Source organism: Streptomyces pseudovenezuelae (assembly GCF_029892565.1).
GTDB lineage: Bacteria > Actinomycetota > Actinomycetes > Streptomycetales > Streptomycetaceae > Streptomyces > Streptomyces pseudovenezuelae_A.
The window spans coordinates 334390-358000 of record NZ_JARXVH010000004.1 but is presented as its reverse complement, the minus strand read 5'-3'; the positions used below and the strand labels follow the sequence as shown (position 1 = coordinate 358000).

At 70.9% G+C, this 23611-nt stretch carries 24 protein-coding genes; 16 read left to right on the top strand and 8 right to left on the bottom strand.

The features are described from left to right. Window positions 1–74: 74 nt before the first annotated feature. Window positions 75–1244, top strand: coding sequence for a carbohydrate kinase family protein (locus M2283_RS14460; RefSeq protein ID WP_280876592.1), 1170 nt, complete (start codon window positions 75–77; stop codon window positions 1242–1244). A gap of 62 nt (window positions 1245–1306) precedes the next feature. On the opposite strand, the gene M2283_RS14455 is transcribed toward M2283_RS14460, so the two are convergent. After that, on the bottom strand, window positions 1307–2041 hold the full coding sequence (locus tag M2283_RS14455; RefSeq protein WP_280876591.1) for an FAD binding domain-containing protein: 735 nt from the start codon (window positions 2039–2041) through the stop codon (window positions 1307–1309). A gap of 263 nt (window positions 2042–2304) precedes the next feature. On the opposite strand from M2283_RS14455, the gene M2283_RS14450 reads away from it, so the two are divergent. Genes M2283_RS14450 through M2283_RS14430 form a run of 5 tightly spaced genes read left to right on the top strand, consistent with a single transcriptional unit; the run spans window position 2305 to window position 5836 of the window. After that, entirely contained in the window at window positions 2305–3363 is a 1059-nt protein-coding gene (locus M2283_RS14450) for a PhoH family protein (RefSeq protein ID WP_280876590.1), read from the top strand. A gap of 12 nt (window positions 3364–3375) precedes the next feature. Continuing rightward, complete coding sequence (ybeY, locus tag M2283_RS14445) at window positions 3376–3873, top strand: rRNA maturation RNase YbeY (protein ID WP_280876589.1); 498 nt, start codon at window positions 3376–3378, stop codon at window positions 3871–3873. After that, complete coding sequence (locus M2283_RS14440; protein ID WP_280876588.1) at window positions 3870–5171, top strand: hemolysin family protein; 1302 nt, start codon at window positions 3870–3872, stop codon at window positions 5169–5171. Before ybeY ends, M2283_RS14440 begins: the two co-directional genes overlap by 4 nt. Window positions 5172–5189: 18 nt before the next feature. Then, entirely contained in the window at window positions 5190–5480 is a 291-nt protein-coding gene (locus M2283_RS14435) for a hypothetical protein (protein ID WP_280876587.1), read from the top strand. After that, a complete protein-coding gene (locus tag M2283_RS14430; protein ID WP_280876586.1) occupies window positions 5477–5836 on the top strand; it encodes an MmcQ/YjbR family DNA-binding protein in 360 nt (119 codons plus the stop codon). The genes M2283_RS14435 and M2283_RS14430 overlap by 4 nt, the downstream gene beginning before the upstream one ends. Here the strand turns inward: M2283_RS14430 and M2283_RS14425 are convergent. Continuing rightward, window positions 5798–7240 (bottom strand): MFS transporter, encoded by a 1443-nt coding sequence (locus M2283_RS14425; protein WP_280876585.1) that lies wholly within the window; start codon window positions 7238–7240, stop codon window positions 5798–5800. The genes M2283_RS14430 and M2283_RS14425 overlap by 39 nt on opposite strands. Window positions 7241–7380: 140 nt before the next feature. Between M2283_RS14425 and M2283_RS14420 the strand changes: the two genes are divergently transcribed. The 5 genes from M2283_RS14420 (at window position 7381) to M2283_RS14400 (ending at window position 11906) form a co-directional block, all read left to right on the top strand. Beyond that, entirely contained in the window at window positions 7381–8202 is an 822-nt protein-coding gene (locus M2283_RS14420; protein WP_280876969.1) for a helix-turn-helix transcriptional regulator, read from the top strand. 63 nt (window positions 8203–8265) lie between these two features. Next, window positions 8266–8619, top strand: coding sequence for a cytidine deaminase (locus M2283_RS14415; protein ID WP_280876584.1), 354 nt, complete (start codon window positions 8266–8268; stop codon window positions 8617–8619). Window positions 8620–8837: 218 nt separating this feature from the next. Beyond that, window positions 8838–9311, top strand: a complete 474-nt coding sequence (locus M2283_RS14410) for a hypothetical protein (protein WP_280876583.1) — start codon at window positions 8838–8840, stop codon at window positions 9309–9311. Between the two features lie 172 nt (window positions 9312–9483). Beyond that, window positions 9484–10803: a beta-xylosidase gene (locus M2283_RS14405; protein ID WP_280876582.1), complete on the top strand. Its 1320-nt coding sequence runs from the start codon at window positions 9484–9486 to the stop codon at window positions 10801–10803. Between the two features lie 59 nt (window positions 10804–10862). Further along, on the top strand, window positions 10863–11906 hold the full coding sequence (locus tag M2283_RS14400) for a WxL protein peptidoglycan domain-containing protein (RefSeq protein ID WP_280876581.1): 1044 nt from the start codon (window positions 10863–10865) through the stop codon (window positions 11904–11906). Here M2283_RS14400 and M2283_RS14395 read toward each other — a convergent pair. Continuing rightward, entirely contained in the window at window positions 11800–12138 is a 339-nt protein-coding gene (locus tag M2283_RS14395) for a P-II family nitrogen regulator (RefSeq protein WP_280876580.1), read from the bottom strand. The genes M2283_RS14400 and M2283_RS14395 overlap by 107 nt on opposite strands. An 83-nt stretch (window positions 12139–12221) precedes the next feature. Here M2283_RS14395 and era point away from each other — a divergent pair, with 83 nt between their 5' ends. Next, on the top strand, window positions 12222–13184 hold the full coding sequence (gene era, locus M2283_RS14390; protein ID WP_280876579.1) for a GTPase Era: 963 nt from the start codon (window positions 12222–12224) through the stop codon (window positions 13182–13184). Here era and M2283_RS14385 read toward each other — a convergent pair. Further along, window positions 13181–14029, bottom strand: a complete 849-nt coding sequence (locus M2283_RS14385) for a helix-turn-helix transcriptional regulator (RefSeq protein WP_280876578.1) — start codon at window positions 14027–14029, stop codon at window positions 13181–13183. The two genes, era and M2283_RS14385, sit on opposite strands and share 4 nt — an antisense overlap. Window positions 14030–14148: 119 nt before the next feature. Between M2283_RS14385 and M2283_RS14380 the strand changes: the two genes are divergently transcribed. Further along, window positions 14149–15003, top strand: coding sequence for an NAD-dependent epimerase/dehydratase family protein (locus M2283_RS14380; RefSeq protein ID WP_280876577.1), 855 nt, complete (start codon window positions 14149–14151; stop codon window positions 15001–15003). A gap of 22 nt (window positions 15004–15025) precedes the next feature. Here the strand turns inward: M2283_RS14380 and M2283_RS14375 are convergent, their stop codons facing one another. From M2283_RS14375 to M2283_RS14360, 4 genes are read right to left on the bottom strand one after another with little or no spacing between them, the layout of a single operon-like run. Next, window positions 15026–16294, bottom strand: coding sequence for an MFS transporter (locus M2283_RS14375; RefSeq protein WP_280876576.1), 1269 nt, complete (start codon window positions 16292–16294; stop codon window positions 15026–15028). Continuing rightward, window positions 16291–17613 carry a GH1 family beta-glucosidase gene (locus M2283_RS14370; protein WP_280876575.1) on the bottom strand — a complete coding sequence of 441 codons (1323 nt, stop codon included), beginning with the start codon at window positions 17611–17613 and terminating at the stop codon, window positions 16291–16293. The genes M2283_RS14375 and M2283_RS14370 overlap by 4 nt, the downstream gene beginning before the upstream one ends. A gap of 58 nt (window positions 17614–17671) precedes the next feature. Continuing rightward, window positions 17672–17938 (bottom strand): protealysin inhibitor emfourin, encoded by a 267-nt coding sequence (locus M2283_RS14365; protein ID WP_280876574.1) that lies wholly within the window; start codon window positions 17936–17938, stop codon window positions 17672–17674. A 20-nt stretch (window positions 17939–17958) separates the two neighbouring features. Beyond that, on the bottom strand, window positions 17959–19029 hold the full coding sequence (locus M2283_RS14360; protein ID WP_280876573.1) for a M4 family metallopeptidase: 1071 nt from the start codon (window positions 19027–19029) through the stop codon (window positions 17959–17961). A 371-nt stretch (window positions 19030–19400) separates the two neighbouring features. Here M2283_RS14360 and leuA point away from each other — a divergent pair, with 371 nt between their 5' ends. The 3 genes from leuA to M2283_RS14345 all read left to right on the top strand — a co-directional run bounded on the left by leuA (window position 19401) and on the right by M2283_RS14345 (window position 23607). Further along, the gene (gene leuA / locus M2283_RS14355; RefSeq protein ID WP_280876572.1) at window positions 19401–21122 is read left to right on the top strand and encodes a 2-isopropylmalate synthase; all 1722 of its coding nucleotides are present in this window, start codon (window positions 19401–19403) and stop codon (window positions 21120–21122) included. Between the two features lie 183 nt (window positions 21123–21305). Further along, a complete protein-coding gene (locus M2283_RS14350; RefSeq protein ID WP_280876571.1) occupies window positions 21306–22001 on the top strand; it encodes a TerB family tellurite resistance protein in 696 nt (231 codons plus the stop codon). A 424-nt stretch (window positions 22002–22425) separates the two neighbouring features. Continuing rightward, the gene (locus M2283_RS14345) at window positions 22426–23607 is read left to right on the top strand and encodes a sialidase family protein (protein WP_280876570.1); all 1182 of its coding nucleotides are present in this window, start codon (window positions 22426–22428) and stop codon (window positions 23605–23607) included. Window positions 23608–23611 lie beyond the last annotated feature (4 nt).

The window sequence follows — 23611 nt, the reverse complement described above, 5'->3', positions numbered from 1 at the left end:
GGCCTGCGGCGACAGTCGGTTGTCAGTGGGGTGGTGCACACTGGCCTGATCCGCACCATGTCAGGGAGTGCACCGTGATCGCGCCCACCGGGAAGGGACCGTCACCCGTCACCTCGGGACCGCAGTGTCAGGCCGAGGTCGATCCGCTGGCCGCCGTGCGCGCACCGGACGATCCTCCCTGGGACGTGTACCTCACGGGCACGGTCTTCCTCGACATCGTCTTCACAGGTCTTGAGACCGCACCGGTGCGCGGTACCGAGTCCTGGGCGCGCGGCATGGGGTCGAGCCCCGGCGGCGTCGCCAACATGGCCACCGCCCTGGCCCGCCTGGGCCTGCGCACGTCCCTCGCCGCGGCCTTCGGCGACGACCACTACGGGGAGTACTGCTGGGACGCCCTGGAGCAGGGCGAGCACATCGACCTCTCCACCTCCCGCACCGTCCCCGGCTGGCACTCCCCGGTCACCGTCTCCATGGCGTACGAGGGCGAGCGCACGATGGTCTCCCACGGCCATGAGCCGCCCCCCGGCGCCGTGGCCGTCTCCGTGGCCGACGGTGTGTCCGAGGCCGGTGCCCTCGACAGTCCGCCCCGCGCGCGTGCCGCCATCGCCTCCCTCACGCCCGGCGAGCGCGCCCCCTGGATCGCCGAGGCCGCGAGCTGCGGCACCCGCGTCTTCGCCGACGTCGGCTGGGACGACACCGGCGCCTGGGACCTGGCGGGCCTGCCCGACCTCGCCCACTGCGAGGCCTTCCTGCCGAACGCGGAGGAGGCCATGCGGTACACGGGCGCCAAGTCCCCCCGGGCCGCCGCCCACGCCCTCACCGAACACGTGCCGCTCGCGGTGGTGACCCTCGGCGCGGAGGGCGCCTACGCGGTCGACCGGCGGACCGGCGAGACCGCCGAGGTGCCCGCCATCGCCGTGGAGGCCCTCGACCCCACCGGCGCCGGCGACGTCTTCGTGGCCGGCTTCGTCACCGGCACCCTCGCCGACTGGCCCCTCGCGGACCGCCTCGCCTTCGCGGGCCTCACGGCGGCCCTGTCCGTCCAGGAGTTCGGCGGCTCGCTCTCGGCGCCCGGCTGGTCCGAGATCGCGGCCTGGTGGCGCAAGGTCCAGTCCGTGGAGGGCCAGGACCCGACGGCCCTCCAGCGGTACGCCTTCCTGGAGACCCTCCTCCCGGAGGAGGCGGCGAGACCCTGGCCGCTGCGACGGGCGGTGCCCACGATCGGCTTCGGCAGATCGACCTGACAGCACCCGGCTTCGTCGGCGGGCGGGGTGTCGGTGGGGCGGTTACCGGTTAGGCGGGTGGGTCAGCGGGCTCCGGCCCGGCCCAGAACCTCAGTGACCTGCTCGTGGACCACCTCGCGCACCTGCACCGGCAGCGACCCCAGCGTCGTACCGTCCAGCGCCTCCAGGACCGCGTCGGTGTCGGTGTCGGTGTCGGTGTCGCACGGTGTGGTCTCGCTGATCACCTCGTAGCCCTCCCGCACGGCGACCCGCAGCAGGGGCCGGGTGCCCTCGGGGGCGTGTACGGCGGAGGCGACCACGTAGGGCGGCGGGCCGCCGGCCGCCTCGGGCAGCTTGCGGTAGCCGCTGGCGACCGGTGTGCGCCAGTGCAGGCTCAGCAGCAGGGGCTGCTTGGCCAGCAGCTCGGCCAGGTCCGTCCCGACCGGGCCCTCCGGAGTCAGCACCAGCGCGCGGGCGCCCAGCACCACGGCCGCGGGCAGCAGACACCGCAGCGTGCTCCCGACGATGTTCCCGCCCACCGTCGCGGTCCGCCGCACGGCACCCGTGCCGATCCCGGCCGCCGCCCGCCGCAGCACCTCCGGCACCCGCTCGTCGACCTGGTGCAGCAGCACCGCCGCCCCCAGCTCCTCGGCGCCGAGCACGTTCGCCTCCGGCACCTCGCGCAGCGAGACGGCCTGTTCCGGGAAGCCGTCCCGTTGCCAGCCGGCCCAGACAAGGGTGGCACCACCGACGGGTATCGCCCCCTCGGTCAGGCACCGCTGTGCCTCGGACACGGACGTGGGCAGACGCAGGAGCACGGCCTACCTTCTTTCTCCGGACGGACGGGGTGACGCGCCGCCGCCCTCGAACACCTGTAGCCGCACACGAGGAACAGCACCGGAGCGCATTCTTCCCACGCGCGCGGGGGGAGCATGCAGGGCTCATCGCTTCACACAGGGCGCCCTGGCCCGTGAAAAGCCCTACGGCGTTGTCAGTGCACCGACGTACTCTTGGAACCGCGAGGCCGCCCTCAGCTACGCGGCCGTGACGAGGAGGAATCGCAGGCCTACAGAGCCGGCCCATGACTCAGACACCCACAGCTCCCACCCCCGCGCAGGGGCAGGCCAGAGCACAGTTCACGGTCCCTGCCCAGCACCCGATGGTCACCGTGCTGGGTTCCGGCGACGCCCTCCTGCGCGTGATCGAGAAGGCCTTCCCGGCGGCCGACATCCACGTCCGGGGCAATGAGATCAACGCGGTCGGCGACGCCGGTGAAGTCGCCCTCGTCCAGCGCCTGTTCGACGAGATGATGCTGGTGCTCCGCACGGGCCAGCCGATGACGGAGGACGCAGTGGAACGCTCGATCGCCATGCTGAGGGCGAGCGAGAACGGGAAGGGCGACGGCCAGGAGACCCCGGCCGAGGTCCTCACACAGAACATCCTGTCCTCGCGCGGTCGCACCATCCGCCCCAAGACCCTCAACCAGAAGCGGTACGTCGACGCGATCGACAAGCACACGATCGTCTTCGGTATCGGCCCCGCCGGCACCGGCAAGACCTACCTCGCCATGGCCAAGGCGGTCCAGGCCCTGCAGTCCAAGCAGGTCACCCGCATCATCCTGACCCGCCCGGCGGTGGAGGCGGGGGAGCGGCTGGGCTTCCTCCCGGGCACGCTCTACGAGAAGATCGACCCCTACCTCCGCCCGCTCTACGACGCCCTGCACGACATGCTGGACCCGGAGTCGATCCCGAAGCTGATGGCCGCGGGGACGATCGAGGTGGCACCGCTCGCATACATGCGTGGTCGCACGCTGAACGACGCCTTCATCATCCTGGACGAGGCCCAGAACACGAGCCCCGAGCAGATGAAGATGTTCCTCACCCGGCTCGGGTTCGAGTCGAAGATCGTGATCACCGGCGACGTGACGCAGGTCGACCTGCCGAGCGGGACCAAGAGCGGTCTGCGGCAGGTGCAGGACATTCTGGAGGGGCTCGACGACGTCCACTTCTCGCGGCTGTCGTCGCAGGATGTCGTACGGCACAAGCTGGTCGGCCGTATCGTCGACGCGTACGAGAAGTACGACAGCGAGAACGGTACGGAGAACGGCACCCACAAGGGCGCCCGTAACAAGCGGAAGTAGATCAGCACGACCATGTCGATCGACGTCAACAACGAGTCAGGAACCGAGGTCGACGAGCAGGCGATCCTCGACATCGCCCGCTACGCGCTCGCGCGGATGCGTATCCACCCGCTCTCCGAGCTCTCGGTGATCGTCGTGGACGACGACGCCATGGAGCAGTTGCACATCCAGTGGATGGACCTGCCGGGGCCGACCGACGTGATGTCCTTCCCGATGGACGAGCTGCGTCCGCCGGCGAAGGACGACGAGGAGCCCGTGCAGGGGCTGCTCGGGGACATCGTGCTGTGTCCCGAGGTCGCGAAGAAGCAGGGTGAGGACGCGCCCACGCAGCACTCCATGGACGAGGAGCTCCAACTGCTCACCGTCCATGGGGTGCTGCACCTGCTGGGCTACGACCACGAGGAGCCGGACGAGAAGGCCGAGATGTTCGGTCTGCAGGCCGCCATCGTGGACGGCTGGCGCGCGGAGAAGGGCATGACCGGCCCGTCTCCGGCCCCGACCGTCTCATGAGCGCGCAGATCGTCGCGGGCGCCGTCGCGCTGGTCGTCGTCGCCTGGCTCGCCGCCTGCGCGGAGGCGGGCCTCGCGCGCGTGTCCAGCTTCCGGGCCGAGGAGGCCGTCAAGTCCGGCCGCCGGGGCAGCGCGAAGCTGGCGCAGGTCGCCGCGGATCCGACCCGCTATCTGAACGTCGCGCTGCTGGTCCGGGTGGCCTGCGAGATGGCGGCCGCAGCGCTGGTGACGTACGAGTGCCTGCAGGCGTTCGACGGCACCACCGAGGCCCTGCTGGTCGCGATCGGCGTGATGGTCCTCGTGTCGTACGTGGCCGTCGGGGTCTCCCCGCGCACCATCGGCCGCCAGCATCCGCTGAACACGGCGACGGCCGCGTCGTACGTGCTGCTGCCGCTCGCCCGGATCATGGGGCCGATCCCGTATCTGCTGATCCTCATCGGCAACGCGCTCACCCCCGGCAAGGGCTTCCGCCGCGGACCCTTCGCCTCCGAGGCGGAGCTGCGCGCGCTGGTCGACCTCGCCGAGAAGGAGTCGCTGATCGAGGACGACGAGCGCCGTATGGTGCACTCGGTCTTCGAGCTGGGCGACACGCTCGTACGGGAGGTCATGGTCCCGCGGACCGACCTCGTGGTCATCGAGCGCTACAAGACGATCCGTCAGGCCCTCACCCTCGCCCTGCGGTCGGGTTTCTCGCGCATCCCGGTGACGGGTGAGAACGAGGACGACATCGTCGGGATCGTGTATCTGAAGGACCTGGCCCGCAAGACGCACATCAGCCGGGACGCGGAGAGCGAGCTGGTGTCGACGGCCATGCGCCCCGCGGCCTTCGTGCCCGACACGAAGAACGCCGGCGATCTGCTGCGCGAGATGCAGCAGGACCGCAACCACGTCGCCGTCGTCATCGACGAGTACGGCGGCACGGCCGGCATCGTCACCATCGAGGACATCCTGGAGGAGATCGTCGGCGAGATCACGGACGAGTACGACCGTGAACTCCCGCCGGTCGAGGAGCTCGGCGACGACCGCCACCGGGTCACGGCCCGCCTCGACATCACCGACCTGGGCGAGCTGTACGGCCTGGAGGAGTACGACGACGAGGACGTCGAGACCGTCGGCGGCCTCCTCGCGAAGGCCCTGGGCCGGGTGCCCATCGCCGGCGCGTCCAGCGTGGTCGAGCTGCCGGACGGGCGGGAGTTGCGCCTGACCGCGGAGGACTCGGCCGGCCGCCGGAACAAGATCGTCACGGTCCTGGTGGAGCCGGTGGACCCGGCCGACACCGAGGAGAAACCGAAGGAGTGACGGGGGAGTGAGGCAGGGGTGACGGAGGCCGACGGGGGACCGGTGGCCCGGATGCGGGTGACCAACAGGGATACGGAGTTGCTGGAGTTGATCCTGGAGCCGTACGGCAGCGACCACTGGCTGCGGCCCGGCGAGACGTTCGTGGTGGAGACGTACGGCTTCGGGGACGGCGATCCCTTCGAGGTCGAGCACGAGCCGGCACGGGTGACGGTGCACCTCGACGGGCACGGGGATGTGGTCGACGTCCACGGCGTCGTAATCGAGTGCGGCCACGGCCGTCCGAAGACCGGCGAGGAGACGACCGTATGAATCCCGAAGAGCTGCGCGGCTTCTGCCTCTCCTTCAACGCCGCCGTGGAGGACTTCCCCTTCACCCCCGAGACGTCCGTCTTCAAGGTGCTCGGGAAACTGTTCGCGCTGACCCGGCTGGACGGCAGCCCGCTCACCGTGAACCTCAAGTGCGATCCCGAGGACGCGGTGCGGCTGCGGGAGGAGCACCCGGGGCTGATCGTCCCCGGCTATCACATGAACAAGCGCCACTGGAACACGGTCACGGTCGACGGCGAGCTCCCGGACCGGGTGGTCCGGGAGCTCGTGGAGGACTCGTACGACCTGGTGGTGGCCGGTCTACCGCGCGCCGAGCGGCTCCGCCTCGACCGTTCCTGAGCGGACCCGCAGGCCCAGCGCGACCAGTGCGGCGGCGACCAGGACGATCACCGAGTCGATCGCCAGGACCGTGTGCACGCCCGACATCAGGTCGTCGGCGGTCGTGGCGAGGACGCCCAGGAGCGGGATGCCGACGGTGAGGCCGATCTGCTGGGTCGAGGTGACCAGGCCGGTGGCCAGGCCCTGTTCCTCGTCCGGGACGCCCGAGGTGACGGTGACGCCGTAGGAGATGATCGCGCCCAGGTGGCACATGCTGGCCAGGGAGACGGCGGTCGTGGCGAGCCAGACCGACCAGGTGTGGGCGTTCAGGCCCAGCAGGGCGGCGACCAGGGCGCCCTGGCCGGCCAGCGAGAGGGCGAGGGTGCGGCGGGCGCCGAGCTGGCCGATGACCTTCGGGGCGTACGTGCCCGCCACCGCCGACAGGACGCCCTGGACGCCGAAGACCAGTCCCGTCTCGAAGGCGGACAGGTCGAGGACCTCCTGGAGGTACAGGGTCAGGACGAAGACGACCGTCGACATCATCGAGAAGGTGACCAGGCCGCCGATGTTCCCCCAGGCCACCGTGCGGCGGCGCAGCATCGGCAGGGAGACCAGGGGAGCGGAGCTGCGGGACTCGACGGCCACGAAGGCGGCCAGCAGCAGGACGCCGGCGACGAGGGTGACGATGACGTCCGCGCCGCCGAAGCCGCGGTCGGCCGCGGTCGACAGGGCGTAGATCAGGGCGAGCAGACCCCCGGTGACCGTGATCGCGCCGGGGATGTCCAGGCGCGGTCGGTCGGGGGTGCGGGACTCGGGGAGCAGGGCGGGGGCCAGCGGCAGGACGATCAGGGCGAAGAGGGAGAGCAGGCCCATCGTGGAGCGCCAGCCGAGGGCGTCGGTCAGGACGCCGCCGGCCACCATGCCGACGGTGAAGCCCAGCGAGAGCAGGGTGCCGGAGATGCCGAGGGCGCGGTCGCGGGCCGGGCCCTCCGGGAAGGTCGTCGTCAGCAGGGACATGCCGGTCGGGACGATCGCCGCCGCGCCCAGGCCCTGCAGCGCCCGGCCGGCCAGGAAGGACGCCGGGTCCCAGGCGAAGGTGGCCAGCAGCGAGGCCGCGCCGAACAGCGCGAGCCCCGTCAGGAACAGTCTGCGGCGGCCGTAGAGGTCGCCGATGCGGCCGAAGAGGAGCAGGAACCCGCCGGACGGGAGCGCGAACGCCGTCACCGCCCACTGCAGGCCCGAGGTGCTCATGCCCAGGTCGGGGCCGAGGACCGGGAGAGCGACGTTCAGGACGGAGAAGTCCAGGGCGACCATGAACTGGGCCGCGCACAGGACGAACAGGACGAGCTTGTCGCGCCTGGACAGCCGGGGAGTGCCGAGCGGTGGGGTGGACGGAGTGGTCGGGGTCGTGGTCTCGATCGCCATGGCAAGAGCATCGGGCGACCGGAATAAGCGTGGGGAGTCGGAACTTATCGTGGTGGTGGCACCACCAGACAGAGGGGGATCTGTACGTGGCTGAGGACGTGGGCAGGAGCCATCGGCGGCGCGAGTTGCGCGAGTTCCTGATGAGCAGGCGGGCCCGGGTGAGCCCGGCCGAGGCGGGGCTGCCCGACGGCGGCGCCCGGCGCCGTACCCCGGGGTTGCGCCGCGAGGAGGTCGCCGTGCTCGCGGGCGTGGGCGCCTCCTGGTACCAGTGGCTGGAGCAGGGCCGGGACATCTCGGTCTCCCCGCAGGTCCTGGACGCGGTGGCCCGGGTGCTGCGGCTGAGCGGCACCGAGCGCCGGCACCTGTACGTGCTGGCCGGGCTGAACCCGCCGGTGCCCGAAGTGGCGCCGGAGCAGCGGGACATGTGCGAGGGGCTGCGGCGGCTGATCGACACGTGGATGCCGTATCCGGCGCACATCATGGACGCGTACTACAACTGCGTGCAGTACAACGCGGCCGCCGCGATCGTGCTCGGCATGCGGCAGGAGGGCACGCAGAACTGCCTCGTCGACTTCTTCACCGACCCGCTCTACCGCTCCCGTTCCAAGAGCTGGGAGAAGAACGCGCGTACGGTCGTCGCGCAGTTCCGGGCGGCCTCCTCCGCGCGGCCCGATGACGAGGGCTACCAGGAGCTGCTGGACCGACTGCACGCGGACAGCCCGGAGTTCGCGGCGCTGTGGGCGGAGCGGGACATCGAGGACGCCGGGCAGATCCGCAAGGAGCTGGACCATCCGCTGGCCGGGCTGCTGGTCGTGGAGTCGACGGCGATGCGGGTGCCGGCCCGCCCCGACCTGACGATCGTGCTGCACACCCCGCTGGACGAGGCGAACACCGCGGCCAAGCTGGAGTGGCTGGCCTCCCCGCAGGCGCGGCGCGGGGCGATGTACCCCGTGGCGGGGTGACGCGAGATACCCCCGGCTACCCCGTGGCCGGGTGATGGCGGGGCCGCTTCGTATGCTCTGGGCATGACCGACAGCAACGCGCTCGACCCCGAGGACCGCAAGATCGTCACCCTGGCCCGCTCCGCGCGGGCCCGCAACGGTGTGCCCGAGGGGGCGGCCGTACGGGACGACACCGGCCGTACCTATGTCGCCGGGACCGTCGAGCTTCGGTCACTGAAGCTGAGCGCGCTGCGGACGGCGGTGGCGATGGCGGTGGCTTCCGGGGCGAAGTCGCTGGAGGCGGCGGCGGTGGTCACTCAGGCCGAGTCGGTGTCGGACGAAGACCTCGCGGCGGTGGCTGACCTGGGCGGGACCGGGACGCCCGTGCTGGTGGCCGGGCCCGACGGCACCGTGCGGAGCACCGTGACCGCAGGCTGAAAATCGCCCTTTTCAGAGTCGGCCGGAATTCAACCTTGCCGCTCCCGTGTCTCTCGCGCATCAATGGAACCGGTAGTTCCGACGGACCGTCAGATTCAGGCACCCAGCTCCACCACCCCCCACTCGGCGCCCCGCACCGCGCCCGCCTGCGGCCCGTTCGGATCTCTCCCATCCATCCCCACATGGCAATTCCCGCACGGGAAGGGAGCCGGATCCCCATGAACGGCAAACGAATCAGCACAGGTGCGGCCATGGCGGTAGGGGCCCTCGCGGCCGCGTCGCTCGCGTTCGCGCCCAGCGCCCTCGCCGTCACCCCGCAGGAGGCGACGATCAACGCCGACTGCGGCATCTTCGGCGGTGGCGAGGCCACCCTCACGGCGACCCAGGACGGCACGGCGGCCACCATCACCGTCACGTCCGCGATCACCGCTCCGATCGACCTGTCGGAGGACTCCATCGCCTCCACGCTCACCCTGGTGAACGCGAGCGGTGGCACCACCGCCTTCGCCGGTACGGAGAACCCGGCGATGACCACCGGCGACTCCGTCACCGTCGGCCCGCTCAACGGCACCGTGGCCTCCGGCGACAGCCTGGAGGCGTTCGGCGGTTCGCTGCAGATGACCATCTTCGGCATCAACGTCACCTGTACGGCGACCGCGGCGCAGTCGCCCGGCCCGTTCGTCTTCGACTGAGCCGTACCGAACCGAGCGGTGCTCGACTGACGCAGTTCATTGATGGGCCGTCAGTTCCTGTGAGCCACACAGGAACTGACGGTCCATCAGTTCATTTCGGCGTCTCCATTGACTTCTCACGCAATCCGCACATCAATGCCCCCAGCGAGCACAGAGAAGAGGGGGCACACCCATGGGTTCGCACAACCGAAGACGCCGCTGGGCGTCACTGCTCGCGGGAACCGCACTCGCGGTCACCGCCGGCGGCGCGCTGGCCTGTCCGGCCGGCGCAGCGGGCACGGACGTCGACTTCGCCACGCACTGCATCCCGCCCGCGATCGCCGGCATCCCGCCGATCGACGGCACCACCACCGGCAACGTCTCGGTGGACAACGCCAGCCCGAAGGTCGGCGACACCGTCACGGTGACGTACACCGTGGTCAAGCCGGCCGCCAACAACCCGACGGCCATCGCCCTGCCGGCCGACATCATGACGCCCACCGGAAAGGTCACCCTGGGCGGCGCGCAGACCGGTTCCGTGACCGTCACCGGGCCCAAGAAGAACGCCCCGGTGCCCGGCAACGGCGCCTTCCCGTCGTTCTCCATGACCGGCACCTTCACGGTCACCTCGCCCGGCGCGATCACCCTCTCGCCCGGCGACTACAACATCCACACCAGCTACATCCTGGAGCTGGACACCCCGTGCACGGTGATCACCCCGCCCGCGCCGGTCTCCCAGACCGTCACCGCGACGGACGCCAATCCCACCAACAACCGTGCCATCTCGCTGGGTTCGGCCACCGGGAACCCCGGTGACAGCGTCACCGTGAGCGGCACCGACTTCACGCCGGGCGCGACCGTCACCCTGGCCGGGCGCTCCGGCACCACCCAGACCGCGGACACCGCGACCGTCACCGCCGCCGGCGACGGTGCCTTCAGCGGCTCTCTCGTCGTCAGCGACAAGACGACGACGGGGATCGTGGCCTACGAGGGCAGCGCGTGGAACGCCGACAAGGGCGCCGGGCCTGCCGCCTACGTCGTCAACGACACCACGCCCGTGCCGGACGGCAGCCAGAAGCTGACCACGACCGTGAAGGCGGGGACGCTGTCCATGTCCCAGGCCGGCGACTCCGTGGCGCTGTCGGCCGTCGACTTCGGTCGGGGCGGGGCCTCCACCGGGGCCCTGAACGCGGTCACCGTCAAGGACTACCGCGGCGGTCCCGCGGGCTGGTCCCTGACCGGCAAGGTCACCGACTTCACCGGTCCCGGCGCCAAGATCGATGCCGGGAAGCTGAGTTGGAGCCCCGCCTGCGCCACCAAGGCGGGCAGTCCGAGCACCTGCCAGGCCGGTTCCGCCGGCACGGTGGGCCTCTCGGGCGCGACCCTGGCGGCCGCTCCGGACGGCACGGTCACCGGCGGTGAGTTCACCGTCGACGCCGGACTGTCCCTGGACGTACCGGCGTTCACGCCTCCGGGCTCGTACGCCGGAGTCCTGACCCTCACGCTCAGCTGACCGTACGGGCGTCCGCACCCGCCCGTCCTTCTCCTTCTCGTCCGTGGGGGTTCGCACCCATGCGCAAGCTGTACGTCCTCCTCCTGGGCCTCCTGCTGGCCTGGCAGGCCGCGCCCGCGCACGCCGCCGACAACGGCAGCTGGTCGGTCTATCCCGTCTCCTCGGCCGTCGCCGCGCGGCCCTACTTCTATCTCTCCGCCGATCCCGGGCAGACCATCGACGACAAGGTGGTCGTCGCCAACAAGACCGGGAAGCCGCTGACCTTCCGGCTGTACGCGGCCGACGCCTACAACACCGCGCGCGACGGCGGGTTCGCGGTGCGCACGGTAGAGGAGAAGCAGTTGGGCGTGGGCGCCTGGGCGAAGCCCGCGAAGACCCGCGTCACCGTCCCCGCACACGGCACGGTCACCGTCCCCTTCACGCTGAAGGTGCCCGAGGGCGCCGAACCGGGCGACCACCCGGGCGCGTTGGTCGCGCTGGACGAGCGGATCGACAAGGGCGACGGATCGCTCGCCCTGGGTGTGCAGCGCGCCGTCGCCGCCCGCGTCTACCTCCGCGTCGGCGGCCCGACCCTCCCCGCGATCGCCGTCGAGAACGTCCACGTCACCCACAGCCAGCCGCTCGTCCCCGGCGTCGGCGACAGCACGGCGCGGATCTCCTACACCCTCCACAACACCGGCAACGTCACCCTGAACCCCAAGGTGGAGCTGCGCGCACAGGGCCTGTTCGGCCGCACCCTGCTCACCCGCGACCTCTCGAAGATCCCCTCGCAACTGCTCCCCGGCCAGCGCGTCCACCTCACCGAGCCGTGGCGCGGGGCGCCTCAACTCGACTGGGGGGACGTCACGTTGACGGCGAGCGCGAAGAGCACCCGGGAGTCGGCGAGCGCGTCCTTCTTCGCGCTGCCGTGGCTGGTCGCGGCGATCCTGCTCGCGGTGTGCGTGGTCGGCGGCACGCTCTGGATCAGGTCGGTACGGGCGCGGAAGGCGACCGGCCTCACAGCGCGTCCGGGCCGCGTTCTCCCGTTCGTACGCGCACGACCGTCTCGACCGGCATCGCCCACACCTTCCCGTCCCCGATCTTCCCCGTCCGCGCGGCCTTGACGATCGCCTCCAGGACGGGCTCCGCGTCGGCGTCCTCGACGACCACCTCAAGACGGACCTTCGGCACGAGGTCGACCTGGTACTCGGCGCCCCGGTAGACCTCGGTGTGGCCGCGCTGACGGCCGTACCCACTGGCCTCCGTCACGGTCAGGCCGTGCACGCCGAGCTCCCGCAGGGCGGTCTTCACCTCGTCGAGGCGGAAGGGTTTCACGATCGCGGTGATGAGCTTCATGCCGGGCACCATACGGCCCGGGCCGGTCCGCATCGGGCCCCTGGGCGGACGCTTGTGCGGCGAGGGCCTGTGGATCAGGGAGAATGGGCGCCATGAGCGTTCGCACCCAGTCATCCGAGCAGCCGGCCGAGTCCGCCCACCGCGCCGGCTTCGCCTGCTTCGTGGGCCGCCCCAACGCGGGCAAGTCCACCCTTACGAACGCTCTGGTCGGCCAGAAGGTCGCGATCACCGCGAACCAGCCGCAGACCACACGGCACACGGTGCGCGGGATCGTGCACCGGCCGGACGCCCAGCTGATCCTGGTCGACACCCCCGGGCTGCACAAGCCGCGCACGCTGCTGGGCCAGCGGCTCAACGACATCGTCCGCACCACCTGGGCCGAGGTCGACGTGATCGGCTTCTGCCTCCCGGCGAACGAGAAGCTCGGCCCCGGTGACCGCTTCATCGCGAAGGAACTGGCGGGGATCAAGAAGACCCCCAAGGTCGCCATCGTCACGAAGACGGACCTCGTCGACTCCAAGACCCTCGCCGAGCAGCTCATCGCCATCGACCAGCTCGGCAAGGAGCTCGGCTTCGAGTGGGCGGAGATCGTGCCGGTCTCGGCGGTCAAGGACCAGCAGGTGGACCTGCTCGCCGACCTCCTCGTCCCGCTCCTGCCGGAGGGCCCCGCGCTCTACCCCGAGGGCGACCTCACCGACGAGCCCGAGCAGGTCATGATCGCGGAACTGATCCGCGAGGCCGCGCTGGAAGGCGTCCGCGACGAGCTGCCGCACTCCATCGCCGTCGTCGTAGAGGAGATGCTCCCCCGCGAGGACCGCCCCGCCGACCGGCCCCTCCTGGACATCCACGCCTTCGTCTACATCGAGCGCCCCAGCCAGAAGGGCATCATCATCGGCCCCAAGGGCGCACGCCTGAAGCAGGTCGGCATCAAGTCCCGCAAGCAGATCGAGGCGCTGCTCGGCACGCCGGTCTTCCTGGACCTGCATGTGAAGGTGGCGAAGGACTGGCAGCGGGATCCTCGGCAGCTGCGGAAGCTGGGGTTCTAGATGCCCTGCGGGGCCATGTCCTGAAGGCCCAACACTCGCAGCAACTGCAGACGTTCGTACGACTCCGTCCCCGGGCGGGCCGTGTGGACGACGAGTCGGTGGTGGTGTTCGTGGCTCAGGAGGATCTCGCAGTCGAGTTCCAGCAGGCCCACCAGCGGGTGCAGGAAGCGCTTGGTCGTGAACCGGCGTACCGCGACCTCGTGTTCGTCCCAGAGGGCGGCGAACTCCTCGCTGGACGACCGTAGTTCGGCGACCAGTGCGGCCGGTTCCGGGTCGTTCGGGCGGGACGCGGCGACCGCGCGCAGGTTGGCCACGTGGGAGCGGGCGTGGTCGGGGCGGTCCTCCGGCGGGAACAGCGCGGGCCCCTCCTTGTCGAGGAAGAAGCGGCGCAGCATGTTGCGGTCCCGGGGCGGGCGGGCGAACGCGTCGCCCGACAGGGCCCTCGACATCGCGTTCTGCGCGAGCAGCTCACCGCAGTCCGTCACCACCATCGCGGGGGTGTCGTGCAGACGGTCCAGGACCAGCAGCAGACCCGGGCGGACGTGCGACGACGGGCTCTCGCGGCGCGGTGGCTCCTCGCCCGCCAGGTGGAACAGGTGGTCGCGTTCATCGTCCGTCAGGCGCAGCCCGCGCGCCAGCGCCGTCAGCATCTGGCGGGACGGGTGCGGGCCCCGGGACTGTTCCAGGCGCGTGTAGTAGTCCACCGACATGCCCGCCAGCTGCGCCACCTCCTCGCGGCGCAGCCCCGGCGTACGGCGGCGCGGGCCCGCGGTGAGGCCCACATCCGACGGGTCCAGTCGGGCTCGGCCGCGGCGCAGGAAGTCGGCGAATTCGGTTCGGTCCACCCCTCCAGCGTGCGCCGGACCGCCCGGCTTAGCCAGGGACTGCCGATCCCCCGATCGGAAGGTCTCTCCCGCCCGTGGCCCCGGCGCCGGAGGCTGGTCGCTGACGAGAGGAACACATCATGCTGACGTTGGTGACAGGTACGACAGGTCAGGTGGGCCGGCGACTGGTCCCGAGGCTGCTGGCACAGGCCCGGCCGGGAGAGGGCGTACGGGTCCTGGTCCGGGACGCGGCCCGCGGCGAGCGGTTCGCGGAGCTCGGCGCCGAGGTCGTGGTCGGCGACCTGCGCGACACCGAGGCGCTCGGCAAGGCGGTGGCCGGCGCGGACGCGGTACTGAACGTCGCGGCCTCCTTCCGCGGGGTGCCGGACGAGGAGGCGTGGGCCGTCAACCGGGACGCGGCGGTCGCCCTGGGCCGCGCCGCGCAGGCCTCGGGAGTGCGGAGGTTCGTGCAGGTCAGCACCGGGATGGTGTACGGCGTCGGGCGGGGCCGCCCGCTCGTCGAGGAGGACGAGAGCCGGCCCGGCGGCCAGCTGTGGGGCGCCTACAACGAGTCGAAGGTGGCGGCGGAGCGGGAACTGCTCGCGCTGGAGGGCATCGACGTACGCGTCGGCCGACTGCCCTTCGTCTACGGCGAGGGGGACCCGCATCTGGCCAACTCCCTGATGTGGGCCCGGAACTGGGCGCCGGCCCAGCGGCTGCAGATGGCCCACCACGTCGACGTCGCCCAGGGACTGCTACGGCTCCTGTACGCACCGGCGGTGAGCGGCCCCGTCTACAACATCGCCGACGACGCCCCGGTCACGGCGGTCGAGCTGCACCAGCTCAACGGCGTCGAGGTCCCCGCCGAACTCCAGGAGCACACCGACCCCGACCCGTGGTTCGGCATCATGTCCACCCAGCGGATCCGCCGCGACCTCGGCTTCCGGCCCGTCTACCCGAGCGTGTGGTCGGCACTGGACGCCGGAGCGCTCTGACACGGCGGGAGCGTCAGGGGCGTCAGTCCACGCCCCTGATCCGCCCCACCAGCACCGCCCCCGCCAACCCGACCACCGCCGCCACCAGGTACAGCACCCGGTAGCCGCCCAGGTAGGTCACGATCGGCGCGGCCAGGGCGGGGGCCGCGACCTGGGGCAGCGCGTTCGCCACGTTGATCACGCCGAGGTCCTTGCCGCGGTCCCCGGCCTTCGGCAGGACGTCCGTCATCAGGGCGAAGTCGACCGAGGTGAAGACGCCGAAGCCGATGCCGAGGACCGCCGCCGCGACGATCGCGCCGGGCCAGGTCTGCCAGGCCGCGAGCCCCGCCGTCGCCACCGCCATGAGGATGCCGGACCAGATCACGAACGGTTTGCGCCGGCCCAGCCGGTCCGACCACACCCCGCCGACGACGACCGTGGCGAGCAGGGTCAGCCCGTTCACCGCGGTCAGGATCAGCACACCCTGGCCGGGGTCGTCGTAGTGCAGGCGGTCGCGCAGGTAGTACAGGAGGTAGAGCAGGACCAGCGCGTTGCTGAGGTTGATCAGGAACCGGGTCAGCCAGGCCCAGCCCAGGTCCGGGTATTGGCGCGGGCTCAGCCAGAAGCCCGCGAGGAACGACCGCCACGACCAGACCGGCCGGTCCGTCGCGGGCAGCCGCAGGTCCGGGTACTTCAGGACGTACGGCAGCACCCCCACGACCGTGAACACCGCGCACGCCGCATACCCGGCCCCGATGCCCCCGACCACCGTCGCAAGGCCGGTCCCGCCGACCACACCCAGGATCTGTGCCGCCCCCAACCACCCGCCCACCGAGCCGCGTTGGAGCCTGGGCACCCGGTCCGGCACCGCCGCCGTGACCGCCGCGAAGGCCGAGTTCAGGGTCAGCTGGACCAGGCACCAGCCCAGCGCCATCGTCCACACCCCGCCCGCCCCCGCGAGCAGCAGCAAGGACAGCGCGCCGCCCGCCGCCCCGGCCACGATCCACGGCGTACGGCGGCCCCACCGGCCCGTCGTCCGGTCCGAGAGGGCGCCGAAGAACGGGTTGGCGGCGAGCGAGACCAGCGCGCCGGCGCCGGTCACCCAGGCCAGCATCGCCTCCTTGGACATGCCGGAGCCCGGCGCGAAGTCCTTCGCCTGCGAGGCCAGCAGAATCTGCAGCGGGCCGTACCAGCCCACCCAGATCGCCCCGTTGGCGAGCGAGAGGGACATCGTCCAGCCGCGCCCGACCCGTTCGACGGGCTCGGCGAGCGCCGCCGGCGAGTCCTGGGAGTCCTCCGGAGGGGCCGTCATCTCTGCGCCCGGAGCAGGTCCCGGAACCACGCGTACGAGGCCTTCGGCGTGCGCACCTGCGTCTCGTAGTCGACGTGCACCAGACCGAAGCGGCGCTGATAGCCCTCCGCCCACTCGAAGTTGTCGAGCAGCGACCACGCGAAGTAGCCGCGCACGTCCACACCGGCCGTCACCGCGTCGTGCAGGGCCCGGACATGGCCGTCCAGGTAGGCGATCCGGTCCTGGTCGTCGATCCCCTCGTAGGAGCAGCCGTTCTCGGTGATGACGACCGGCGGGAGGCGGTCGCCGTAGCGCTCGCGGAAGCCGGTGAGGAGTTCCGTCAGGCCCCCGGGGACCACGGGCCAGCCGAAGTCGGTCCGCGGGACGCCCTCGATCTCCCTTACCGAGAAGGGGAGTTCGGCGGGCATGGTGAGGCCGCCGAACTCGATCTCCGCGCCCTGCGGGGCGCCCACCCGGGTCGGCGCGTAGTAGTTGATGCCGTACCAGTCGATGGGCTCGGCGATGATCTTCAGGTCGGACTCGACGTCTCCGGGCATCAACTCGCCGATGCCGTCGGGGTATTGGCCGAGCAGCAGCGGGTCGGCGAAGAGGCGGTTGAGCAGGAGGTCGTAGAAGTCCGCCGCCTCCACGTCGGCCGGTTCGTCCGAGGCCGGCCAGGTCGGGCCGTGCGAGTTGGCGATGCCGATGTCGCTCGCGCCGGCCGCGCGCAGGGCGCGGACCGCCAGGCCGTGGGCCAGGAGTTGGTGGTGGGCGACCGGGAGCGCGTCGAAGAGCAGCTTCCTGCCCGGTGCGTGGGCGCCCAACGCGTGGCCCAGCAGGGTGTGTTCGGCGGGCTCGTTGAGGGTGATCCACTTCGTCACCCGGTCGCCGAGCCGGTCGGCGACGCGCGCCACGTAGTCCGCGAAGTGCGCGGCCGTGTCCCGCTCCAGCCAGTCCCGGGTGACCGGCAGGTCCCAGTGGAAGAGGGTGGGGACCGGGCGTACGCCGGCCGCGCACAGCTCGTCCACGAGACGGTCGTAGAAGTCCAGGCCGCCCGGCGAGTTCACCCTCGGCCAGGAGATGGAGAAGCGGTACGCGTCCACGCCCAGGCCGGACAGCAGGGCCACGTCCTCGCGGTAGCGGTGGTAGTGGTCGCAGGCCACCGCCGCGGTCGAGCCGTCCTTGATGTGCCCCGGTTCGGCCGCGAAGACGTCCCACACCGACGGCTCGCGCTCGTCCACGGCCCCCTCGATCTGGTGGGCCGAGGTGGACACACCCCACAGGAATCCGGCCGGGAACCGAGGGATCGGATGCGCCGCTGCACGCGGATCAGTCGCCATGGGCGGGATCATCCTTACCCCTCGGTAGGGAAGTCAACGCCCCCGCGTGAACTGCCGGTTACGCCCCTTCCTTCAACACCCTTGAGATCAGCTCGCGTTGCTCGTGGGTGAGCCGGGGATCGGCCGCGTACACCGTCTTGCCGTCCACGGTGATCTCGTAGCTGAAGCCGTCCGGCACCCCCAGCGGCCGGCTGCCCTGCCCACCGGACAACGCCTGCTGGGCCAGGGCCTGCCAGTCGAGGGCATCGGGCCGCCCGGAGGTGTTCACCTCCGCGTGCCGCTCGATGCCCGCGAACCCGCCCGTGCGCCGCACCTGAATACGCATGGGCCCTGTCTAGTACGGACTCACGGAATCCGCACCCCGACCTGCTCCCACGCCTTCGATACGGCCTGGATTTCCTCGCCCCCGTCGCCGAAGCGCTCGCGCGCGGCCTTGACGGTCAGCTTGGCGAAGTCGGCGAACAGCGCGCTGCTGGCGAGCTGGCCGCCGGTCAGGACGTCGTACCAGACCTGTCCCGCCTTCTCCCAGGCGTTGCCGCCGAGCGCGTCGGCGACCAGGTAGAACGCGTGGTTGGGGATACCGGAGTTGATGTGCACGCCGCCGTTGTCGCGGCCGGTGCGGACGTAGTCGTCCATGGTCGCGGGCTGCGGGTCCTTGCCGAGCACGTCGTCGTCGTACGCGCTGCCCGGCTCCTTCATGGAGCGCAGCGCCTTGCCGGTGACGCTCGGGGCGAGCAGGCCCGCGCCGATCAGCCAGTCGGCCTCGGCGGCGGTCTGGCCCAGCGTGTACTGCTTGATGAGCGAGCCGAAGACGTCGGACATCGACTCGTTCAGGGCGCCGGGCTGGCCGTAGTACGTGAGGTTGGCCGTGTACTGGGTGACGCCGTGGGTCAGTTCGTGGCCGATGACGTCGATCGGGATGGTGAAGTCGAGGAAGATCTCGCCGTCACCGTCGCCGAACACCATCTGCTCGCCGTTCCAGAAGGCGTTGTTGTACTTCTCGTCGAAGTGGACGGTCGCGTCGAGCGGGAGGCCGTCGGCGTCGATCGAGTGGCGCTGGTACGCCTTGAGGTAGAGGTCGAAGGTGGCGCCCAGGCCGGCGTAGGCGCGGTTGACCGTGGCGTCCTGGCCGGGGTCCGCGCCCTCGGCGCGGACTGTGGAGCCGGGGAGGTCGGTGCCGTGGCCGGCGTCGTAGATGGTGCGGAGTGGTGTGTCCGTCGTCGCCGTTGCCTGCGGCGCCGGGGCGAGGGAGAACTCTGTGGTCACCCTGCGCCTGCCGCGGAGTTCGCTGTCGCGGATCAAGGTCTGCTGGGCGGGACCGGAGAGCGCGGGGTCGTCGTTCCTGGCCAGGTGGTCGAGGATGTGTGGTGGAACGACCGTGCAGAAGACGGGCGTGAAGCCCCCGTTTGTCGTCATGTGCGGCACGATGGCACTGCGTTAGCGGGCTGTCACTAGGTGCCACCATGATTGGTGAAATATGGGGATGCGGCCGCCGTGGGTGGTTGCGCTGTGTTAGGCCCTGACCGGCTGGTGGGGGCTTGTCGCGCCCACGCGGCGGAGCCGCATATCGACACAGCCCCGCGCCCCGGAAAGAAGCACAGTCCCGCATATTGATACGGGGGCGCCTGCCCATGGGGGCTCCGCTAGCATGCTCTGCATCATGCGTTTCGGGCTGCTCCTTCTTAGCTGCCGCGGCGAGGGCCTGTAAGGCAGGTCGACTCCCTCCCCGCGGAGCTTGGTGTTGCGTCGTCGGCCGTCCTTCCGGACACCCTGAGGAGCCCCCGATCATGGCTAATCGCCAGCAGCCCAGCAGTATGCCGATCCACAAGTACGGCCGCTACGAGCAGGTCGACATTCCGGACCGGACGTGGCCCGGGAAGCGCATCACCACCGCCCCCCGCTGGCTCTCCACCGACCTGCGTGACGGCAACCAGGCCCTGATCGACCCGATGTCGCCCGAGCGCAAGCGCCGGATGTTCGACCAGCTGGTATCGATGGGCTACAAGGAGATCGAGGTCGGGTTCCCGGCCTCCGGTCAGACCGACTTCGACTTCGTGCGCTCGATCATCGAAGAAGAGGGCGCGATTCCGGACGACGTGACGATCTCCGTGCTGACTCAGGCGCGTGAGGATCTCATCGAGCGGACCGTGGAGTCGCTGAAGGGTGCCAAGCGGGCGACCGTGCACCTGTACAACGCCACCGCGCCGGTGTTCCGGCGGGTGGTCTTCCGCGGGTCCAAGGACGACATCAAGCAGATCGCCGTGGACGGCACGCGGCTGGTGATGGAGTACGCGGAGAAGCTGCTGGGCCCCGAGACCGAGTTCGGATACCAGTACTCGCCGGAGATCTTCACCGACACCGAGCTGGACTTCGCGCTGGAGGTCTGCGAGGCGGTCATGGACGTCTACCAGCCGGGTCCGGGCCGCGAGATCATCCTCAACCTGCCTGCCACGGTGGAGCGTTCGACGCCGTCCACGCACGCGGACCGCTTCGAGTGGATGGGCCGCAACCTGTCCCGCCGCGAGCACGTCTGCATCTCCATCCACCCGCACAACGACCGCGGTACGGCGGTGGCGGCCGCCGAGCTGGCGCTGATGGCCGGCGCCGACCGCGTCGAGGGCTGCCTGTTCGGACAGGGCGAGCGCACCGGCAACGTCGACCTGGTCACCCTGGGCATGAACCTGTTCTCGCAGGGCGTCGACCCGCAGATCGACTTCTCCGACATCGACGAGATCCGTCGCGCGTGGGAGTACTGCAACCAGATGGAGGTCCACCCGCGCCACCCGTACGTGGGCGACCTGGTCTACACGTCCTTCTCCGGCTCCCACCAGGACGCCATCAAGAAGGGCTTCGACGCGATGGAGGCCGACGCGGCCGCCAAGGGCGTCACGGTCGACGACATCGAGTGGGCGGTGCCGTACCTGCCGATCGACCCCAAGGACGTCGGGCGCTCCTACGAGGCCGTCATCCGGGTCAACTCGCAGTCCGGCAAGGGCGGTGTCGCGTACGTCCTGAAGAACGACCACAAGCTGGACCTGCCGCGCCGGATGCAGATCGAGTTCTCGAAGATCATCCAGGCCAAGACGGACGCCGAGGGCGGCGAGGTCACCGGCGGTGCCATCTGGGCGGTGTTCCAGGACGAGTACCTGCCGAACCCGGAGAATCCCTGGGGCCGCATCCAGGTCCGCACCGGCCAGTCGACCACCGACACGGACGGCATCGACACCCTGACCGTCGAGGCGACCGTCGACGGCGAGGACACCGTCCTGACCGGCTCCGGCAACGGACCGATCTCGGCCTTCTTCGACGCCCTGCAGTCCGTCGGCGTCGACGTACGCCTGCTGGACTACCAGGAGCACACGCTGGCCGAGGGCGCCTCCGCGCAGGCCGCCTCCTACATCGAATGCGCGATCGACGACAAGATTCTCTGGGGAATCGGCATCGACGCGAACACGACGCGTGCGTCACTGAAGGCCGTCGTGTCCGCCGTCAACCGCGCGACCCGATAGTCACTCTGACCGGCGGTTTCGGGGCCTTGCTCGTCGTATACGGCGAGCAAGGCCCCGCTCTTTTCGGCCACCCGGACGTGGAGGTCACGGAAAGGTCTCTTCCGGGGTACTGACTACACCTCAACAATGTGGCTAACATCACGCAAGCGCGGCGATGTTGCCGCGGCGTTACGGAGGTGCGACGTGCTGCCAGTACGGGGACCAGACGGCCGTGCTTCCTGGCTTGCCCGAATCCTGGGCACGCGCACCGCATGGACACCGGTCGGCGACGGCGAGTTCTTCTGCCCCGGCTGCGGAGGCGACCGCAACTACCAGCGGCTGACCGGCCGCCGCCGCTTCACCCTGCTGGGTGTGCCGGTGCTGCCGCGCGGCGAGACCGGACCGGTCGTCGAGTGCGCCGCCTGCCGCCGTCACTTCGGCACGGACTCCCTCGACCATCCGACCACCACCCGCTTCTCCGCGATGCTCCGCGACGCCGTGCACACCGTCGCCCTGGCGGTCCTCGCCGCGAGCGGCAGCTGCTCCCGTACGGCCCTGGAGGCCGCCGCGGGCACGGTCCGCGCGGCCGGCTTCGACGACTGCACACAGGAGCAGCTGAACGCGCTCGTGGAGGCGCTGGCCGCCGACACCGGCCGGGTCTACGGCCAGCCCTGCGGCGCCGGACTCGCCATAGAGCTGCACGAGGCCCTCGACCCGCTCGCCGCGCACCTCGCTCCGGTGGGCCGCGAATCGATCCTGCTGCAGGGTGCCCGCATCGCCCTCGCGGACGGCCCCTACACGCCGGCCGAGCGCGAGGTCCTCACGACGGTGGGCGCGGCCCTGACGATCTGCGCGGACGACGTGACCCGTCTGCTGGAGTCGGCGCGCACGCCGTCCTGACACTCGTCGGAGGGCACTGCAGCACACCGGCGACGCCGGATTCCCTGTCGAGGGCACCCGTCCGGCCGAACTGTCCCACGCCATTCGTACGGTCTTCGCGACGCCCGTCAGCCGGATCCTGGGCAGGCTAGGGACCCGCGATCGGCCCGGCCGGTGATCGTGCCCTGCGGGTCGGGATCGCCGACACCGGGGAGCATGTGACGGAAGGTCAGAGTCGGACAGCCCGCCAGGGTCTGTCGTTCGGATCAGCCCGGCTGTGAGGAACGGTGCGTCCGGGCCGACCCGAGCGGGGTCTGGTGCGTGCAGCTGCAAGGCGGAGGAGGGAGTCGACGCGGAGCGTCGGCGACTGACGACAACTCGGCAGATGTGCGTGCCAGGGCCCGCGACGCCGAGCTGATCCGAACGACAGGCCCTAGGGAGATCGATGACCATCCTGAGCCGCACCCTTGTCGTCGCCGCGGTCCTCGCGGCCCCCCTCACCGCGACCCCGCACGCCTCCGCCGCCGGCTGCACGTCCTCCGTCCCGTACGTCTCGGGCCAGGGCGGCTACGACACGTACCGGATCCCGGCGACGGTCACCACCCGCCGGGGCACGGTCCTCGCCTTCGCCGAGGGACGGCGCACCGGCGCGTCCGACACCGGCAACATCGACGTCGTGCTCAAGCGCTCCGCCGACGGCGGCTGCACCTGGGGCCCGCTGCAGGTGGTCACCGAGGGGGACGGGAACACCCGCGGCAACCCGGCGCCGGTGCTCGACCCGCTCACCGGCGCCGTCGTCCTGGTGACGTCCTACAACAGCGGTGTCGTCACCGAGCCGCAGATCATGCGGGGCGAGGTGACACCCGAGCAGAGCCGCCGGGTGTTCGTACAGCGCAGCTGGGACGACGGCCGCAACTTCTCCGCGCCGGTCGACATCACGGCCCAGGTCAAGGAGCCGAACTGGCGCTGGTACGCCACCGGACCCGGCCACGCCGTCGCCCTCACCAGCGGCCCGCACGCCGGCCGCCTTGTCGTCCCCGCCAACCACTCCGCCGCCCCGCCCGAGGGCTCCAAGGACACCGGCCAGGAGCGCAAGTACTACGGCGGCCATGCGATCTACAGCGACGACGGCGGCATCACCTGGCACATCGGCTTCGTCGACTCCTCGTACGAGGGCTACGACAACGCCAACGAGACCAGCGTCACCGAACTCCCGGACGGGCGGCTCTACTTCAGCTCCCGCGACGAGGGCGGCACCAGCAAGGGCAACCGGCTGGACAGCTACTCCTCCGACGGCGGCCAGACCCTCGACCGCCCCTACCGCCAGCAGGCCACCCTGAGCGACGTACCGGCCGTCCAGGGCAGCGTGCTCCAACTCCCCGAGCCGGGCGCCCCGTTGCTGTTCTCAGGACCGTCCGTGCCCACCGCCCGCCAGGCGATGGCGATCTGGCGCAGCACGGACGGCGGCGCGACCTTCACCAAGGCACTGACCCTGTCGACGCAGCGGGCGGCCTACTCCGACCTGGTGCGGATCGGCTGGGAGACGGTCGGGCTGCTGTACGAGACGGGTGTGGCGGGTACGTACGAGACGATCGAGTTCCGCCGGCTGCCGACCGACAGCCTCTGAGTGC